The organism is Achromobacter sp. PD1 (assembly GCF_048541815.1).
Taxonomy (GTDB): domain Bacteria; phylum Pseudomonadota; class Gammaproteobacteria; order Burkholderiales; family Burkholderiaceae_B; genus Achromobacter; species Achromobacter bronchisepticus_A.
Map to the genome: position 1 here is coordinate 4,198,578 of NZ_CP183349.1, position 17,161 is coordinate 4,215,738.

The 17,161-nt window shown below is 64.9% G+C and carries 12 protein-coding genes; 2 read left to right on the plus strand and 10 right to left on the minus strand.

Annotated features, from left to right (window positions below; translation table 11 throughout):
• Positions 1 to 23: 23 nt before the first annotated feature.
• The 5 genes from ACM1PE_RS19915 to ACM1PE_RS19935 form a co-directional block, all read right to left on the minus strand.
• Positions 24 to 2,795 carry an autotransporter outer membrane beta-barrel domain-containing protein gene (locus ACM1PE_RS19915; RefSeq protein ID WP_419340758.1) on the minus strand — a complete coding sequence of 924 codons (2,772 nt, stop codon included), beginning with the start codon at positions 2,793 to 2,795 and terminating at the stop codon, positions 24 to 26.
• 119 nt (positions 2,796 to 2,914) lie between these two features.
• Positions 2,915 to 5,605, minus strand: a complete 2,691-nt coding sequence (locus tag ACM1PE_RS19920) for a hypothetical protein (protein ID WP_419340759.1) — start codon at positions 5,603 to 5,605, stop codon at positions 2,915 to 2,917.
• 253 nt (positions 5,606 to 5,858) lie between these two features.
• Positions 5,859 to 6,779 (minus strand): bestrophin family protein, encoded by a 921-nt coding sequence (locus ACM1PE_RS19925; RefSeq protein WP_419340760.1) that lies wholly within the window; start codon positions 6,777 to 6,779, stop codon positions 5,859 to 5,861.
• A 6-nt stretch (positions 6,780 to 6,785) separates the two neighbouring features.
• A complete protein-coding gene (locus ACM1PE_RS19930) occupies positions 6,786 to 9,074 on the minus strand; it encodes an FdhF/YdeP family oxidoreductase (protein WP_118934984.1) in 2,289 nt (762 codons plus the stop codon).
• Between the two features lie 96 nt (positions 9,075 to 9,170).
• Entirely contained in the window at positions 9,171 to 10,091 is a 921-nt protein-coding gene (locus tag ACM1PE_RS19935; protein WP_251881288.1) for a LysR family transcriptional regulator, read from the minus strand.
• 198 nt (positions 10,092 to 10,289) lie between these two features.
• On the opposite strand from ACM1PE_RS19935, the gene ACM1PE_RS19940 reads away from it, so the two are divergent.
• Both ACM1PE_RS19940 and ACM1PE_RS19945 read left to right on the plus strand, forming a co-directional pair.
• The gene (locus tag ACM1PE_RS19940; RefSeq protein WP_419340761.1) at positions 10,290 to 11,714 is read left to right on the plus strand and encodes an NfeD family protein; all 1,425 of its coding nucleotides are present in this window, start codon (positions 10,290 to 10,292) and stop codon (positions 11,712 to 11,714) included.
• Between the two features lie 46 nt (positions 11,715 to 11,760).
• On the plus strand, positions 11,761 to 12,570 hold the full coding sequence (locus ACM1PE_RS19945; RefSeq protein ID WP_059371768.1) for a slipin family protein: 810 nt from the start codon (positions 11,761 to 11,763) through the stop codon (positions 12,568 to 12,570).
• On the opposite strand, the gene ACM1PE_RS19950 is transcribed toward ACM1PE_RS19945, so the two are convergent.
• The 5 genes from ACM1PE_RS19950 to ACM1PE_RS19970 are packed head-to-tail and all read right to left on the minus strand — an operon-like array spanning position 12,567 to position 17,153.
• Positions 12,567 to 14,228 carry a long-chain fatty acid--CoA ligase gene (locus tag ACM1PE_RS19950; protein WP_419340762.1) on the minus strand — a complete coding sequence of 554 codons (1,662 nt, stop codon included), beginning with the start codon at positions 14,226 to 14,228 and terminating at the stop codon, positions 12,567 to 12,569. The two genes, ACM1PE_RS19945 and ACM1PE_RS19950, sit on opposite strands and share 4 nt — an antisense overlap.
• Positions 14,229 to 14,268: 40 nt before the next feature.
• Positions 14,269 to 15,423, minus strand: coding sequence for an acyl-CoA dehydrogenase family protein (locus ACM1PE_RS19955; RefSeq protein WP_419340763.1), 1,155 nt, complete (start codon positions 15,421 to 15,423; stop codon positions 14,269 to 14,271).
• Positions 15,424 to 15,436: 13 nt separating this feature from the next.
• Positions 15,437 to 16,261, minus strand: coding sequence for an SDR family NAD(P)-dependent oxidoreductase (locus ACM1PE_RS19960; protein WP_059372763.1), 825 nt, complete (start codon positions 16,259 to 16,261; stop codon positions 15,437 to 15,439).
• 19 nt (positions 16,262 to 16,280) lie between these two features.
• Positions 16,281 to 16,700, minus strand: coding sequence for a MaoC family dehydratase (locus ACM1PE_RS19965; protein ID WP_306636072.1), 420 nt, complete (start codon positions 16,698 to 16,700; stop codon positions 16,281 to 16,283).
• Between the two features lie 9 nt (positions 16,701 to 16,709).
• Positions 16,710 to 17,153, minus strand: coding sequence for a MaoC family dehydratase N-terminal domain-containing protein (locus ACM1PE_RS19970; RefSeq protein ID WP_306636070.1), 444 nt, complete (start codon positions 17,151 to 17,153; stop codon positions 16,710 to 16,712).
• Between the last annotated feature and the right edge of the window lie 8 nt (positions 17,154 to 17,161).

Consider the following 17,161-nt stretch of genomic DNA (forward strand, 5'->3'; position numbering starts at 1 on the left):
GTCTGCCGGCCGCCATCATCCCCCTAGAAAGACATCCTGAAACCCGCGGTCGCGGTGACGATATGGCTGCCGGAAAAATCCGTGTCCGCGTCGACCTGGCCGTAGATCGCATAGCGCTCGCCCCAGCCGTAATTCACGCCTGCCCCCACGCTGCCCCAGGTTCGAGCCATGCGACTGGCGATCTGCGTGTCAGCCACGCGTACACGCGTTCCGTCCAGGAATTCATGTTTCACGTTGACGACGCCATAGACGTTCGATTCCCGCTTCACGCCGGCCGTTTGCCAATTGCTTTTGTAGTCCAGCGCGATACCCAAACGGCCCAGCAGGCTGTCGCCCTTGTCGCTGGCGACGCGCGTGCCGAATTTGTCGTTGAAGCTGTCGAAGCGGGTCGATACGTATGTCAGCTGCGCCTGCGGGATCAGGGCCACCCCCTCGGTTAACCCGAAAGCCTTGCCCGCTTCGATACCCAGCCCATAGCTCTGGGCCTTCTGGCCGCCCTTCAACTTGCCGGCCAACCGTGAGTTCAGGTCGCTGTCGAACCAGGTCGCCTGGGCCTGGGCATCGATATAGACGCCATTATTGCCGTACCAGGTCAAAGTCGGCGTCAGGCCATAGGCAGTGGTGTCGATGGTGCCGTCGCCATACACCGACGACAGACGCGTGTCGGCCTTGCCATAGTGAAAGGCCAGGCCGCCCACCAGACGGGAGCCCTCTTCCTGGCCCGCCAGGACGCGGTCAACGCCGAATTGCGCCTTCCAGCTATCGACTTTCTGGCTCACGCCCGTGGTGGACGACGCAGGGTCGAGCCGAGCCGTCGAGCCCTCCACGCGGCTCCATACGCCGTTGCGGCCGGCGTCCGCCGGATCATAGAGGCGATTGCCGACTCGCTGGCGCAGGGTAGGCAGCTGGCTCAGGTGCAGCAGCGTATTGGCATAGGCTTCATAGACAGGCACGCCGGGTTGATAGAGCAAGGGCGGTTCGGCGCCCGGCGTACCGCCGCCGGGCGAGGGTGTGCCGGGATCGGTCGGAGTCGTGCCTGGATCGGTTGGAGTCGTGCCTGGATCGGTTGGAGTGGTGCCGGGATTGGTCAAGGAGGATCGCAAGTACCAGCCGCCATCGGCCGAGTCCTGTTGCAGCACATAGCCATAGGCGCCAGCCACCAAGGCCGGACGCCCCCCGATGACGTAGTCGCCATTGGCCAAATCGAATCTTCCCGCCGACAGGCCATGGACCTGCACGACCTGTATGCCCCGTTGGGTCTGCGCGCCGGCGCCTCCCATGTTCTTCACCGTGACCGGTGTCGTGCCAGCGCTGTCGCCCGTGATCACCAGCTTGTCCGTCGGCGAGTCATCGGCGCCAAGCTGCGTGCGGATCTCCAGGCTGCCGCCCTGCGCCGCATAGTTGCCGGCGATCGTGAGGGTGCCGAAGCCGCTACGCGGCCCCGGTGCGATGGTGCCCTGGTTGACCGTCGCGCCGACGCGTCCCGTGCCGCTCAGCCGTGCCGCCGCAAGCACATTCACCGGCCCGCCGAGGATGCCATCCACCTGCAGCGTTCCTGCCTGGATATCGGTGGTTCCCGTGAACGCCGCGCTGTTGCCTGACAAGGTCAGCGTGCCCGCGCCCTGTTTGTTCAAGCGCGACGTCCCCGAGAACGCGGTGGACACGCCCACGTCGTGGCCGTTCGTGTCGAACCAGGCGCCGCCGCTGCCCACGGCCTGCGTGACGAAGCCATTCAGGAAATTATTCTCGTCACGATTGGCCCGCAGGATGCCGCCGTCCAGGTTGAAGGTGCCGTTGCCCGCGCCCTTGATGACCGAGCCGGTCTCCAGCACGCCGCGGCCGCTGGCATCGCCGGTCAGGTTCAGCGTGCCGGTGGAAGTGCCGGCAGGGGCAAGCCACGTGTCGCGGACGGCGACCGCAACCCCGCCCTTGGTTATGGTCAGCGTGCCCGTGCCTTCCGAACCGATTTCGATGCGGTCGCTCGCGGTGAGCGTCGAGATATCGGCCGTCGCGCTCGATACGGTCACCGTGCCGACGCTGCCCACGCTCTTCCCGATGTAAACCGCTGCCGCGGCGCCAGGCCCGGTCGATCCGACCGTGCTCACGCTGGCGCCATCCAGGACGTGCAATTCGCCGGTTCCTTCAAAACCCACGTATATGTTGTTCAGCGGATCCCAGACCGCCTTCGGGCCTGATACCGTGACGCTCCCCTCGGCGCCGGCGACCCAGCCGATGATCGCCTGGCCGCTGTGCACGACGCCGTTGTCGATCCGCAGCGTGCCCTTGCCGCCCGTGCCGATCTCGAACGCGCCGACGGTGTTGAGATTCCAGGTCGACCCCACCCCGGAAACAAGAACGTTCCCGACGCTGCCATTGTCGACGCCGATTCTGGCCGAATCGCTATTCGCCACGCCGCCGTCCAGGATGCTTAGCGTGCCGCTGCTGCCGGACTCGCCCCCGATCAGCACCGGGCCGGCGCTGGTCCAGGTGGACGCCGTGCCAGTGCCGTCACGGCCCTTCACCGTCACGGCGCCTGGAGCGCCATTGAAACTTCCAACGTAGGCCCAGTCGTTGTTTACCGAACCGCCCGCATCGATGACCAACTCCCCGGCAAGGGTATCTCCGACCGTCAGATCGCCCCCCACCGTCCAATGCGGCGTCTGGACGGAACCCGGCAGGACCTGGCCAGTGACGGAAACCGATTGGGCATTGGCGGGATTGGCGACGTTTGCCGCGTAGAAAACGAGGGCAGCCGATTTCAGCCATCCTGGGCGTAGGCAACTCCTGGCGACCATGAAGAATCCTTTTTTTGAGTAGACGCGACCTACTTTCGATACGGCATGCTACCTGGATTTCTTAATAGGTTATTTCACCTATCCATGGGGTTCCGGCGGTCGTTCGCGAACGTCCATCTTCAGTCGATCCGCAAAGTGATGGCTCTCAGCTTGCCGGCCGCGGTGCGGACTGGCTCCGGCATCGGCGCTTGAGTCAGTCCGGCATTGCGGACACACACGGGGCAGAACCCGTAGCTTCGCGACTCGGACCGATGAAAATAGTTGCTGTAGGACGCTTCCATCGGCGCATGGCCGGGTATGCCGCAAGTAAAGCGAATGCGCGCCTTCGTGGTCGAGAATTCGCCACGCCCTCCAAAGCCTTCGGTGACGAGTGTTGCGGTTGGCGGCTTCATGGCGGCCGGCTTCAGGTGTGGCGGAGTGATCGCCAATACCGTCGCGCGCAGGATTTCCATCCGCGAAACCGTATCTGCCAAGGTTTTCCCGCGATGGTTGGTTGTACCAGCCTCCAGTTTGCAAGACAGGCAGAGGTGCCGATCGCCCAGTTTTTTCGCGTACCTGAGGAGATTGCGAAAAGAGATAGAGAAGGGCGAGTGGGGCGTTCCATCAGGACCGTTTCGTCCACAAGAGAATGTTTCCCTGTTCCAGCCCGTTGCGTCGAAGCCTGCGAGGTAGGAGATCTCCGGGTACATGCCCTCCAGTACGTACAGACGATGGTGCAGGGTTCCCATGAGCTTGAGCGCTTCGGTGACATCGACGCCGGGATATGCGCAGTCCGGGCAAGCCGAGGGTACTACGCTCATATCCGTCAAGCTCGTGTTCTTGCGTATCCGGTGCAACAAGGAACGGTCAATCAATCGCTCGTGGCCAGCGGGACAGCGCACTTGAGCTGTGAGCTGGCCCGCTTCGTACCTGGGTGAACCGAGCACGGCAAACTTGAACCCCGCGAGCGCGTCGGAAAAATCCTTGACATACTCAGGAAACAACGTCGCATGGTTGACCGCGACGCCAGAACGGGCACTGATGCATGCCGGGCAATTGAAGACGCCGGCGCTGACATGCCGCAGGGCGGACGTGCAACTATGCAGGATGGTCAAGTGATCGGCCTCGCAGCGATACAGGTAGCGGTTTGAATCATCGAACTCCATCCGGTCAATCACCGAAGGGGGCAGGCCTTGAGCAACCCATGCGCTGAGCGCCTCAGCCCGGCGTTGTTGGGAAGTGACCGCGTCCTTGCATAGGGGGCAGTACTTGCGCACCCTTCCCGCAACCAGGCCCTTCGCCCGAGCAGTGTTCAGTTCGTTGCAATGGCCGCATTGATATACGACCATGCAGTCCTTGTTCACCTTTGCAATTTCGTGCGAAACCAGCTTGTGATGGCCAAGATTCCTTAGCAACGCCTGCTGAAATTCTTCGAGAGGATTCGCGCAAATCTCATTCCAACGGCTAGTGATCAGCTCCAGGCTTGGATTGGGAACCGTGGGCACGAGTCCTGCCTGGCCGACGAGCTCCTGGATACAGGAAAGGAAGGCTGCTGGAGCCAACGGTCTATCTTTCATCTCGATCAGCGTTACGCCTGCCTCTACGCACCGCGTCCGCTTCTCGGCGTCCCGCTGAACCTGCCCGACATGGGCTGCCAGGTCCTCGGCGCTCTGAGAGCGCGGCTTGTAGTGGTGCATGCCGTGATATTCGAGAGCCAGCTGCTGACTGGGGCTGTAGGCGTCAAGTTCAAGTCGATGCCCGTTATCTCTCAGGAGGAAAGCCGGGCGAGAGGTGCGTAGCCAGTCATGGGCGGGGAACAAGTGGGAAATGACGATGAGAGCGAGTGACTCGCCGCGCCGAAACCCAGATTGCCCCCATGCCTTCTCCTCGGCGCGCCATCGCGTGTCGAGATGATAGAAACCCGTGCGGCTACGGTAGAAAATCAAAAATCCGCCACCTTTTCCTGGACTCCATTCGAACGAGACCTCTGTTGCCATGTGCTGCTTTGCTCGTTCGAGGAGGTGGGCGCGGAGTATCGAATCCTTGTCCTCTTGAAGCACTGCCTTGCGTACTGCTGCACGCGACATGCAGCTATCCTCAAAAGGTGCACGCAGTAGCCGCGGCCCGGTCTTCATGCAGAAGAATGGACCTGGCGACGTGTTCTCTGGATGTTGACGATGGGCGAACCGAAGCGTCCCCAAAGGGAAGGCACGCGTGAATTCTGAATGCAGTTCCACGAAGTCCTGATAACGACCCTGCACCGCCTCATTCGGCAGACGATGTCGCCGCAGCGCGCTCCTGACGGCCGCGATACCGATTGAGGGCATGGTCCACTCGAAATCTTCAGGCAAGGCCCATATCAAGGGCCGCACGTTGAACCTCAATCCAGCGGGGTTGGGAGGACCGCTTTCAGGCGTGCACAACGTCAGCGTGTGGTCGGAGAACGCCGATTTGAATTGGTCGATCAGGCGGTCGACGCTTTTGCAGACTGGGCAGCCTTGCGGCGACAGGCGCACGTTGTCGTAATAAGTAATCCAGCTACCGTCCTGGCCCGCTCCGCAATCCAAGCACTCTACCGACAACCTGCGCTTCGATCCGCGTTCCGCAGGTTCACGGTCATGCAAGCGAAGTCGTCCGGATCTGCCTGGCTTGCCATCGAGTGCGGCGAGGACCCGGTTTCTAGCGTCTCGCCAAGCATCCCAGTTGGCGGGGCTTGAACGAAGCAGGCGCGGCTTTTTCGATGTACATCTCGTGCGCTCGATACTTTCCGGCATTTTTTTATTCGCGGCAAAGGGTCTGTCGAAAGTGCTTTCGGTGCTGAACGAATGCATGACTGTTGGAGCTGCTGATACGCCGCCAGGCGGCGCGGTTGCCCGCGGGAAATTATAGGGATACGGGAAACCACGCCAGCCTCGCAGCTGCAATTATCGCTAGTCGCGCGCAAGCACCGTTGACCGCGGCGTGGCAGCCACGGAGGGCCTTGGGCAAGGGGACTGTCAGCTGGCCACGACGCATTCTTTTCATGCCTGTTCAGCTGTTGCGCGGCCAGCGCCGCACCCCGTACCAGATCGGAAAAGATGACAGCTAGAACAGCACGCCATCCTGCGGCGACAACGGCGGCGGCAGATTCTTGTCGCCCAGCAACTCCCCGACGTTGATCTCGATGCCGCGGCACAGGGCATCCAGGGGCAGGTTGTTGGGCAGGCGGTCGAAGGGTTCCTCGATCTGTTCGCCCAGGGCGTCCAGCCCGAAGAACGTGTAGGACAGCACGCCCACCATGAAGGGCGTCACCCAGCCTATGCTGCCGACCAGGCAGAACGGCAGCAGCAGGCAATAGATGTAGACGGTCCGGTGCAGCAGCAGGATGTAGGCAAAGGGAATCGGCGTGCCGCGTATCCGCTCGCAGCCGCCGCCTATGTATGACAGCCGCGTGATCTGGCCATCGATGTCCGCGAGCAGGATGCTGTCCAGCCGCCCTTCTCGCCGCAACTGGGCATAGGCCTGGCTCAAGTCGCCCAGAAGCACGCTGGGCGGATTCGCCGCATGCATGATGTGGGCCGCAGTAGCGGCGGGCAGCCAGCGCTGCAGGTCTTCCTTGGGATCGCTCTGCCTCAGCATGTGCCGCAAGGCATGGGCATAGGCGATGAGGCCATGCGCCAATTCACGCTGGCGCGCGGCGGGCAGGCCGTCGGGAAAACTCAGCGTCTGCCGCGTCAGGTTGCGGATGACGATGAGCAGCTCGCCCCAGAGCTTGCGCGCCTCCCACCAGCGCTCGTAGGCCACGCTGTTGCGGAACCCCAGGAAGATGGCCAGGGTCAGCCCGACCAGCGTCAAGGGCACGGCGCCCAGCCCGACCCCGCTCAAGGGCAGCCGGTGCTCCGCCAGCACCACGGCGGTGGCCAGCAGCATCATGGCGACGACACGCTTCCAGATGATGGAGACAATGGATCCCTTCAGCGTGAACAGCAGCAGCCAGGGAGAGCGCGAGGCGGGGCGGACGATCATGACGGCTTACGCTTGGGCGCCCCCCTGCGCGGCTTTGCGGATGCGCACCGGTATCGACTTGTAGGAAGGCGTGCCGCATTCCTTGTCGATATAGTCCAGCGGAACCAGGACATTGGCCTCGGGATAGTAGGCCGCGACCGAACCTCGCGCGATGCTGTATTCAATCGCGGTAATGCCTGCCAGCCGCAGCGTCCGGTTCCGCGACACGGTTTCTATGTCCACCAGATCACCGTGTTCCAAGCCCTGCGCGGCCAGGTCTTCCGGATGCATGAAGAGCACGTCGCGGCGGCCGAAGACGCCGCGGTAGCGGTCGTCCAAGCCGTAGATCGTGGTGTTGTACTGGTCGTGGCTGCGTATGGTCACCAGCCGCAACACCTCGTCCGGCCAGGGCTCATAGCGCTCGCGCACGCCGGGGAACACCGAGAACATGGCCTTGCCGGTGGGCGTGTTCCACTTGCGCTCGGTCGGCGGCAAGGGCATGCGAAAGCCGCCGGGCACGCGGATGCGCGCGTTGTAATCGTCGAAGCCCGGAATCGTGCGCTCGATCAGGTCGCGGATGCGATCGTAGTTTTGCACCAGCCCCAGCCAGTCCACCTTGCTGTGGGGCAAGGTCGCCCGGGCCATGGCGGCGACGATGGCCGGTTCCGAGCGCAGCTCGGCGGATGCCGGCTTCAGCTTGCCCGCCGAGGCGTGGACCATGGACATCGAGTCCTCCACCGTCACTGATTGCGGGCCGTCGGCCTGGACGTCCAGCTCGGTGCGCCCCAGCACCGGCAACAGGAAGGTCTCGCGCCCAACCAGCAGGTGCGAGCGGTTGAGCTTGGTGCCCAGATGCACGCTCAGCGTCAGTTCCTTCATGGCCGCGAAACAGAGTTCGGGATCGGGCAAGGCCACGGCGAAGTTTCCGCCCAGGCAGATGAGCGCCCGGGCCGAGCCGTCGACCATCGCTTCCATGGCCTGCACCGCGTCATGGCCGTGGCCCTGAGGCGGCGTGAAGCCGAACTCCGCTTCCAGCTTTGCCAGGAACTCCGGGCTGGGCTTTTCCGTGATGCCGACCGTGCGGTTGCCCTGCACATTGGAGTGACCGCGCAGCGGGCAGATGCCGGCGCCGGGCTTGCCGAAGTTGCCGCGCATGAGCAGCAGGTCGGCGATCAGCTTGACGTTGGCCGTGCCCGTGTTGTGCTGGGTGATCCCCATGCCGTAGGTGACGATGGTGGCGTTGGACTTGGCGTAGGCCTCGGCCACGTGCTCCAGGTCCGCGCGGTGCAGCCCGCTTTCGGTTTCGATGTCGGCCCAGGAGGTTGCCTCCAGGTCCGCGGCCAGCGCGTCAAAGCCCAATGTGTGTTGCGCGATGAACTGGCTGTCCAGGACGTTCCCGCGCTGCGCTTCGAGCGCCAGCAGCGCTTTCATGATGCCCTTGAGCGCGGCCGCGTCGCCGCCCGCCCGGACCTGATAATAGGTCGAGGCGATATTGGTCGAGCTGAAGGTCGCCATTTCCACGATGCTCTGCGGATCGGCGAAGCGTTCCAGCGCGCGTTCGCGCAAGGGATTGAAGACGATGATGGGAACCTTGCGGCGCGCCAGTTCGTGCAGCGTGCCCATCATGCGCGGGTGATTGGTGCCGGGATTGTGGCCAATGGAGAGAATGAGCTCCGCATGGTCGAAGTCCTCCAGCGAGACCGTGCCCTTGCCGATGCCGATGGACTGCGGCAAGCCCACGCTGGTCGCCTCGTGGCACATGTTGGAACAGTCCGGGAAATTATTGGTGCCGAACTCGCGCGCAAACAGCTGAAACAGATAGGCCGCCTCGTTGGAGGCCCGTCCCGAGGTATAGAACTCGGCCTGGTCAGGCGCGTCCAGGCTGCGCAGCGCCTCGCCGATGCGTTCGAACGCGGCATCCCACGACACGGGAACGAATTTGTCGGTGGCCGCGTCGTAGGTCATCGGGTGAGTCAGGCGGCCGAAGTCCTCCAGTTCATAGTCCGACAGCGCCAGCAATGAAGACACCGTGCGCTGGGCGAAGAAATCCGGCGTCACGCGCTTGCTGGTCGCCTCCCAGGTGACCGCCTTGGCGCCGTTCTCGCAGAACTGGAACGTGGAGCGGTGTTCCTTGTCCGGCCACGCACAGCCTGGACAATCGAAACCCGCGGGCTGGTTGGTGCGCAGCAGGACGACGGGCGCCTCCACCACTTCCATCTGTTGCCGCACGGCCTGGGCCGTCGCCTTCAATGCCCCCCAGCCGCCCGCCGGCCCGTCATAGGGACGGATGCCAGGTACTTCACGTCGTTGTTTCATGGCTGGTCTCCTTCAAGCGCCCAATTCCCGCCAGCATGCGGCAACGACAAGAATTGATCTAATTTTTCCTGTGAACCTTTTGATAATCCATGGTTATCAAGGCTTCGTCGCCAGCGATTGGTTGAGGACGGCTTCCAGGTCCAGCTGGCCGGCGATCTGCCAGGCGGCGTTCGACAAGGCAGGCGGCGTGTCGCGCCGCAGCCTGACCAGGCAGACGTCCTCGGCGTGCTCCGGAGTGATGGGGTGCGCCAGCAGCCCGGCCCCTTCGTACTGGGCGGGCAAGGCGCTCAGGGGCATGATGGAGAACGCCCGCCCGCTCTGGCATTCCGCCAGCAGCACGCGGATGTCGTTGCTTTGCAGCACCACGCGCGGCTTGGCTTCCACGCTCTCGAAACATTTGTTCAAGGTCTGGCGGTTCTGCATGTCCGGGCTGAGCAGGCAGAGCGGAAGCTCGCCCACTTCCGACCAATCCAGCTGGCGCGGCAAGGAGGCCTGCTCGTTCGCCACCAGCACGTAGCGCTCTGCGTACAGCGGCATCACGTCGAAATCGGCGCTATCGAGCACGGACCGCTCATAGAGGATGCCCAACTGGATTTCCTGGGCCTTCAGCCGGCGCAGGATTTCCGGCGTGCTGAGCGAGGTGACTTCCAGCGTCAGCTGCGGAAGGATCTCCCGGTACTGGGCGCTGAGCAGCGTCGCCGCATGGTTGGCAGTGGGAATCGCGCCTATCGCCAGGTGGCCTTGCGGCACGCTGCGCACCAGGTTGGCCTCCTGCCGCAGCCCCTCCAGCGAAGCCATCACCTGCCGCACCCACTGGATCACCCGTTCGCCTTCAGGGGTAATGCCTTCGAAGGTCCGGTTGCGCTTGACGATGGTGATTCCGAGTTCGCGCTCCAGTTCGCGGATGCCATTGGACAACGCCGGTTGCGAGACATGGCAGCTTTCCGCCGCCCGTCCGAAATGCCGGTACTTGTCCAGGGCCAGGAGATAGGAGAGCTGACGGATAAACATAGACATCCCTGCATTTCATCGTCCACGGTAACGATCTATTTTGCAGAAAATCCGGGCCATCTCAAAGACATCGCGCACGCCGCCGCCTTGACGCCCGCGCTACCGCGCCGGCAGGTCTCCGAATGCCGCGGCAAAAGTAGTACGCTGGATTCAGCAGCGCCGGCGGCCCGCCGCCACGCGTTGCGTGTCGGAGGAAAGCAGCTCATGACCGCCCCGATCCTGAGCCTGATGTCCGGAACCTGTTCAATGCTGCGCAAGCTGCGCCGCGCGGCGGCGCTGTTGGCGGCCGCGGCGTTCGTCGCGGGCGGCGCAGGCGCGCAGCCGGCCGGGGGCCAGCCGGCCGCCCTCTTGCTGACCCTGGACGGCATCGTCGGCCCCGCCACGGCGGACTACGTGATCCGCGGCCTGGCCGCCGCGCGTGAACAGAATGCCGCGGCGGTGGTGCTGCGCATCGATACGCCGGGCGGACTCGACGCTTCCATGCGCGACATCATCCGCGCGATCCTGGCCTCGCCCATTCCCGTGATTTCCTATGTGGCGCCCAACGGTGCGCGCGCCGCCAGCGCCGGCACCTATATTCTTTACGCCAGCCATGTCGCGGCCATGGCGCCCGCGACGAACCTGGGCGCGGCGACCCCGATTTCGCTGGGCGGCTCCTCCAAGCCGGCAGAGCCGCCAGACAAGCAGCCGCCCCCAGGTCACGAGGGCAGTCCTGGACGAACCGGGCAAGATCCGGCCGAAGCCAAGGCGATCAACGACGCCGTGGCCTACATCCGCGCGCTGGCCGCGCTGCGCGGCCGCAATGCCGACTGGGCGGAACAGGCGGTGCGCGGCGCGGCCAGCCTCACGGCCGGCGAAGCGCACGCGCGGAACGTGATCGACCTGATCGCCGACGACCTGCCGGACCTGCTGGCCAAAGCGGAAGGACGCAGCGTCCGTGTCGGCAACGGCATGGTGACCTTGCACACCAAAGACCTGCGAGTGCTGGCCAGAGACCCCGACTGGCGCACCCAGGTGCTCAGCGTCATCACGAATCCCAATCTGGCGCTGCTGCTGCTGATGGCCGGCATCTATGGACTGATCTTCGAATTCATGACTCCCGGCGCCCTGTTTCCGGGCATCTTCGGCGCCATCTGCCTGTTGGTCGGACTCTACGCCTTGTCGGCGCTGCCGCTGACCTATGCCGGGATCGCGCTGGTCCTGCTGGGCATCTCGCTGATGGTGGCGGAGATATTCGCGCCGACGCTGGGCGTCCTGGGCATTGGAGGCGCGGTGTCCTTCATCTTGGGCGCCCTCCTGCTCATCGACACCGATACGCCCGCCTTTGGCGTTTCCATTCCGCTGATGGCTGGCATCGCCGCGGCCAGCCTGGGAATGACCTTCCTGGTCGGCCGGCTGGCCCTGCGTTCGCGCCAGGCTCCCATCGTCAGCGGCGCCGAGTCGCTGATCGGCCAGCGCATCAAGGTGTTGAGCTGGGCGGACCGGCAGGGCTACGTGGCGGCCGCGGGCGAACGCTGGCGAGCGACGGGTCCGGCGGGCCTGGCTGCCGGCGATGCCGTCGTCATCACCGCCGTCCGCGGCGTGACCTTGCAGGTACGGGCGGACGCCGGCCCGCCGCCGTCGGGATGACGGCGTCCGCGACCTGAGCCCTCGAACCCTCCATGCGGAGCCTGCCATGTTGATGAACCTCGCCTTTTACGCCCCCATCCTGGCGCTGGCCGTCGCGCTGTTCGCCCTGTCGGTCCGAATCCTGCGCGAGTATGAGCGCGGCGTGATCTTTACATTGGGACGTTTTACCGGCGTCAAGGGTCCCGGATTGATCCTGCTGATCCCGCTGGTCCAGCAGATGGTAAGAGTGGACCAGCGCACCGAGGTCTTCGATGTTCCCAGCCAGGATGCCATCTCCCGGGACAACGTGTCCGTCAAAGTAAACGCGGTCATCTACTTCCGCGTGATCGATCCCGAGCGTTCCGTGATCCAGGTCGAAAACTTCCGCCAGGCAACCAGCGAACTGGCGCAGACGACGCTGCGTTCCGTGCTGGGCAAACACGATCTGGATGAACTGCTCTCGGAACGCGACAAGGTGAACAGCGCGGTGCAGGAAATCCTCGACGCGCAGACCGACGCCTGGGGCATCAAGGTGGCGAACGTCGAGATCAAGCACATCGATCTGAATGAAGGCATGGTGCGCGTCATCGCGCGACAGGCCGAGGCGGAACGCGAGCGGCGCGCCAAGATCATCCATGCCGAAGGCGAACAGCAGGCCGCGCAGATGCTGCTGAACGCGGCGCGCACCCTGTCGGAGCAGCCCGAGGCGATGCAGCTGCGCTATCTGAGCACGCTGGCCATGATAGGCGCGCAGAACAGCTCGACCATCGTCTTCCCCTTCCCCGTGGAACTGGGCCGCCTGCTCCAGGGCCTGGCGGGCAAAGGTCAGGAACCGCCTGCGGCCGCCGCCAGCCAAGCCGACCCGGGGACGCGCTAGGCCGCCGCCTTGCCCTCTTCCTGCAACTGCCGCCACAGGATTTTGCCGGTGCTGGATTTGGGCAAGGCGTTCACGAACTCGACGATGCGCGGCGCCTTGTAGGCGGCCATGCGCGTCCGCGCCCAGGCGATCACGTCTTCTTCGCGCACGCTGCCGCGCGCCTCGTCGCGCAAGACCAGCAGGGCCTTCACCGTTTCACCGCGGCTGGCGTCCGGCACGCCGATCACGCAAGCCTCGTGCACCGCGGGGTGCCCGTACAGCGTGTTCTCCACCTCCGCCGGCCAGACCTTGTAGCCGGACACATTGATCATGCGCTTCAAGCGGTCGGTCACGTAGAAGTAGCCCTCTTCGTCCACCCGGCCCAGGTCGCCGGTACGGAAGTAGCGCTGCCCGTCCAGCATGAAGAAGGCTTCGTCGTCGGCCTGCGGATTGTTCCAATACCCCAGCATGACCTGCGCGCCGCGCGTCACGAGTTCGCCGGTTTCGCCTTGGGGCAGTTCAGCCAGCGTGGCCGGGTCCACGATCCGCGTGTCCACGCCGAAGGTGGGGACGCCTATGCATTGGCGCTTGTTGCGGTCCAGCGGATTGCAGTGCAGGAACGATGCGGTTTCCGTCAGGCCGTATGCCTCGTTGTAGGTAATGCCGTAGCGGCTGCCCAGCATGCTCGCGACCGCCTCGGGCATGGGAGCTCCGCCGCCGCACAGCTGCGCCAGGCTGGAAAGGTCCAGCTTCTGGATGCCGGGTTGCGCGAAGAAATCCACGACCATCGCCGGCGGCGCGGCCCAGACGCTGACGCGATGACGCGCCATCAGCCGCCCGGCCGCTTCGCGGTCCCAGCGCGGCAGCACCACCACCGTGGCGCCCAGCAAGATGGGCGTGTTCATGCCGCTCTGCATGCCCAACAGATGGAACATCGGCGCCACGCCCATGATGACCGCCTCGGAGGTCAGGCCGCGCCATAGCTGCGAGCCGGCCAGGGATGCGTTCATGGTGCCGTGGGTGTGGCGGCAGCCCTTGGGCCGGCCGGTGGTGCCCGAGGTGTAGGGCAACAGACAGAGGTCCTTCGCCCCCGCCCGGTGCGGCGACGGCTGTGCGTTGACCGCCAGCGCGCCATACCAAGGCACGCCGCCGCGCACATCAGGTGCGCGCCGCGGCGCGGCGACCCAGTCGGGCGCGTCAGGAGCCGGGCCCTGCAAGTAGTCCGAATAGGTGTGGACGATGACGCGCTCCAGGCGTCCGTCAGCGGCGAAGCCGTCCAGCCGCGCGCACAGTTCCTGGGCCGCGAAGGCCACTCGCGCGCCGCTGTCCGCCAGGTAATGCGCCAGCTCGTCCGGCGTGCTCATCGCGTTGACCGGCACCACCACCGCATCGGCGCGCAGGATCGCGTAGTACGCGATGACGAACTGCGGACAGTTCTGGCTCAGCAACAGGACGCGGTCGCCCGCCTTCACGCCCGCGCTGTGCTGCAGGTAGCCGGCCATGGCATCGACCTCGCGCTTTAAGCGCGCGTAGTCGAGCACGTTGTCGTAGAACACGATGGCGGCCTTGCCCGGATAGCGCGCGGCGGACGCCTCCAGGTTGAAGTACAGGCTGGACTGCGGCGGGCTGATCTCCTTCGGCAAGCCCTTGGGCCAGTACCGATAATGCGCTTGGTGCATCTTGTCTCCTCATCGTTGTTCTGACTGTCTGCCATGCGCTTCAGGCGGTCATGGCGCGCGCGATGATTTCCTTCATGATCTCGTTGGAGCCGCCGTAGATCTTGCCGACCCGCGCATCCGCGTACATCCTGGCTATCGGGTATTCAAGCATGTAGCCGTAGCCACCGTGCAATTGCAGGCACTCGTCGATCACCTGGCAGTTCATCTGCGTGGTCCACCACTTGGCCATGGCTGCGGTGGACAGATCCAGCGTGCCGGCCAGCTGGCGTTCGATGCAATCGTCAACGAAACGCGCCGCAATGGTGGCGACCGTCTCGCACTCGGCCAGCGTGAAGCGCGTGTTCTGGAGTTCGATGAGCGCCTGGCCGAAGACCTGCCGGGCGCTGGCGTAGGCCACGGTTTCCTCGATGGCGCGACGCATGGTGGCCACGGCGCCCACCGCGATCAGCAGCCGTTCGCGCGGCAGCTGCTGCATGAGCTGGGCGAAGCCACAGCCCTCGACGCCGCCCAGGAGGCAGTCCTCGCCCACGCGCGCGCCGTCGAAGAACAGCTCCGCCGTGTCCAGGCTTTTCTGACCCAGCTTCTCCAGCAGCCGCCCGCGCCTGAAGCCCGGCAGGCCCTGCGTTTCCACCATGATCAGCGACACGCCCCTGGCTCCGGCCTGGGTATCGGTCTTGGCGACCACGCAGACCAGGTCCGCGTGCAGGCCGTTGGTGATGAAGGTCTTGGATCCGTTGAGCACGTATTCACCACCTTCCTTGACGGCGGTGGTGCGCACGCTCTTCAGGTCGGACCCCGCTCCCGGTTCACTCATGGCGATGGCGCCCACCAGTTCGCCCGTGGCCATGCGCGGCAGCCAGCGACGCTTCTGCTCTTCCGTGCCGTAGTTCAGGATGTAATGCGCCAGGATGGCGCTGTGCACGTTGTTGCTGAAGCCATGCACCATGGCGCGCGCCTGTTCCGCCGCCACGATGGCCTCGTGGGCGAAGCTGCCTCCGCCTCCGCCATAGGCTTCGGGCATGCTCACGCATAACAGGCCCAGACGGCCGGCCTTGTTCCAGACCTCGCGGTCCGCGTGCTGCTGCTTGCGCCAGCGTTCTTCGTCGGGCACAAACTCCCTTTCGAAAAGACGCCGCGTCGAATCCTGGAACAGCGTCAGGTCTGCGTCCATCCAGCCTTGCCGTGGCGTGTCCATTGCGCTCCCCCTTTTAAGGACGGCCGCCGCCGACGACCAGGACCTGGCCGCTGACGTAGTTGGACTCGGGCAGGCAGAAAAGGTACACCGCACCCGCGGCTTCCGCCGGCGTGCCGGCTCGGCCGATGGGGATCAGGCTTTCGGCGTTCTTCAGCACTTGCGGATTGACGCCCACCTTGATCTGCCGGCCTTCGATGTCCAGCGTGGCATCGCCGTCGGCCGGCGCTTCGGTCAGGCGCGTCTTGATCAGCCCGAAGGCCACGCTGTTGACGTTTACCTTGTAGCGGCCCCATTCCTTGGCCAATGCGCGCGTCAGGCCGTTGATGCCCGCCTTGGCCGCCGAATAGTTGGCCTGCCCGGCATTGCCCATGACGCCGGAAGTCGACGAGATGTTCACGACCTTGCGAAACACTTCCCTGCCTTGCTCCGCCTCGGCCTTGGCCGCCACCCGGATGAAACCGGAGGCCGCCCGCAGGATGCGGAACGGCGCGGACAGGTGCACCGCCAGGATGGCGTCCCATTGTTCGTCCGTCATCTTCTGGATCACGTTGTCCCAGGTGTAGCCGGCATTGTTGACGATGATGTCCAGGCCGCCATAGGTATTCACGGCGGTGCCGACAAAACGTTCGGCGAAGCCCGCTTCGATCACGCTGCCCGCGCAGGCCTGCGCCTGGCCACCCGCCCTGCGGATCAGCGCCACGGTTTCTTCCGCCGGCCCCGCGTCCAGATCGTTCACCACCACGCTGGCGCCTTCGCGCGCAAGCTTCAGCGCGATCTCCTGCCCGATCCCGCGCCCCGCGCCCGAGACCAGCGCGACCTTGCCTTCCAATGTGCCCATCGTCATCTCCTTTCCTGGGTTACTGAATTGCCAGCACCGCCACGCCGCTCAGGCGCGGTTCGCCGGTCTGGCTGCGCGCATGCAGTTCCACCCGCAAGCGGGTTTCTCCCTGCGCTTCAAAGCGTTCCACGACGCTGCCGGAGCAGCGGACCTCATCGCCCACGTGCGTGATCGCCACGAAGCGCACGGCATACTCGCGCAGCGCCGATTGCGGCGCCCAGTTCGTCAGCAGCCGGGCCAGATAGGCGGCCGACAGCATGCCGTGGGCGAAGACGTCGTCCATGCCCGCGGCTCGCGCGAAATCCAGGTCCACGTGTATCGGGTTGTGGTCACCCGAAGCGCCGCAATACAGCGCCAGCCCCAATCGGCTGACCGGCCCCGCGGTAAAGCCGGGCAGCTGGTCGCCGGCCTTGGCGTCATGATTCATGGCCGCAGTCATTCCCGTCTCCTAGGCGTTGCGCACGACGGTCGTCGCGCGCAGTTCGGCGACCAGGCGCCCGGCGGCGTCGGTCACCCGGGTTTCACGGACGACGAACTCCAGCGCGCCGCCTTTCTTGGCGTAGATGTCGGCGATGCGCGGCTCGAAGCGCAATTCGTCGCCTGCGTACGCCATGGCGTGGTAGACGAAGGCCTGTTCGCCGTGCAGCACCCGCGCGATGTCTATGCCCAGCAGTTCACGCATGGCGGCGGGCCGTGGACTGTCCATTTCCAGGCAGAAGAAGAAGGTCGGCGGCACCGGCAGTCCCGGGTAGCCGGCCGCCAGCGCGGCGGCCTCGTCGGTATAGACCGGGTCGTCCTGGCCGGTGGCCTTGGCAAAGAAGCGCAGGCGGCCCGCCTCCACGCTAGCGCTGAACGCGGGCAGGGCGGCGCCGATATGGCTGGTGTCGAGCATTGCGTTCC

Bases quoted from the DNA above. Each gene is read 5' to 3' on its own strand.
- ACM1PE_RS19915 (WP_419340758.1), bottom strand. From the start codon at position 2,795: ATGGTCGCCAGGAGTTGCCTACGCCCAGGATGGCTGAAATCGGCTGCC.
- ACM1PE_RS19920 (WP_419340759.1), bottom strand. From the start codon at position 5,605: ATGCATTCGTTCAGCACCGAAAGCACTTTCGACAGACCCTTTGCCGCG.
- ACM1PE_RS19925 (WP_419340760.1), bottom strand. From the start codon at position 6,779: ATGATCGTCCGCCCCGCCTCGCGCTCTCCCTGGCTGCTGCTGTTCACG.
- ACM1PE_RS19930 (WP_118934984.1), bottom strand. From the start codon at position 9,074: ATGAAACAACGACGTGAAGTACCTGGCATCCGTCCCTATGACGGGCCG.
- ACM1PE_RS19935 (WP_251881288.1), bottom strand. From the start codon at position 10,091: ATGTCTATGTTTATCCGTCAGCTCTCCTATCTCCTGGCCCTGGACAAG.
- ACM1PE_RS19940 (WP_419340761.1), top strand. From the start codon at position 10,290: ATGACCGCCCCGATCCTGAGCCTGATGTCCGGAACCTGTTCAATGCTG.
- ACM1PE_RS19945 (WP_059371768.1), top strand. From the start codon at position 11,761: ATGTTGATGAACCTCGCCTTTTACGCCCCCATCCTGGCGCTGGCCGTC.
- ACM1PE_RS19950 (WP_419340762.1), bottom strand. From the start codon at position 14,228: ATGCACCAAGCGCATTATCGGTACTGGCCCAAGGGCTTGCCGAAGGAG.
- ACM1PE_RS19955 (WP_419340763.1), bottom strand. From the start codon at position 15,423: ATGGACACGCCACGGCAAGGCTGGATGGACGCAGACCTGACGCTGTTC.
- ACM1PE_RS19960 (WP_059372763.1), bottom strand. From the start codon at position 16,261: ATGGGCACATTGGAAGGCAAGGTCGCGCTGGTCTCGGGCGCGGGGCGC.
- ACM1PE_RS19965 (WP_306636072.1), bottom strand. From the start codon at position 16,700: ATGACTGCGGCCATGAATCATGACGCCAAGGCCGGCGACCAGCTGCCC.
- ACM1PE_RS19970 (WP_306636070.1), bottom strand. From the start codon at position 17,153: ATGCTCGACACCAGCCATATCGGCGCCGCCCTGCCCGCGTTCAGCGCT.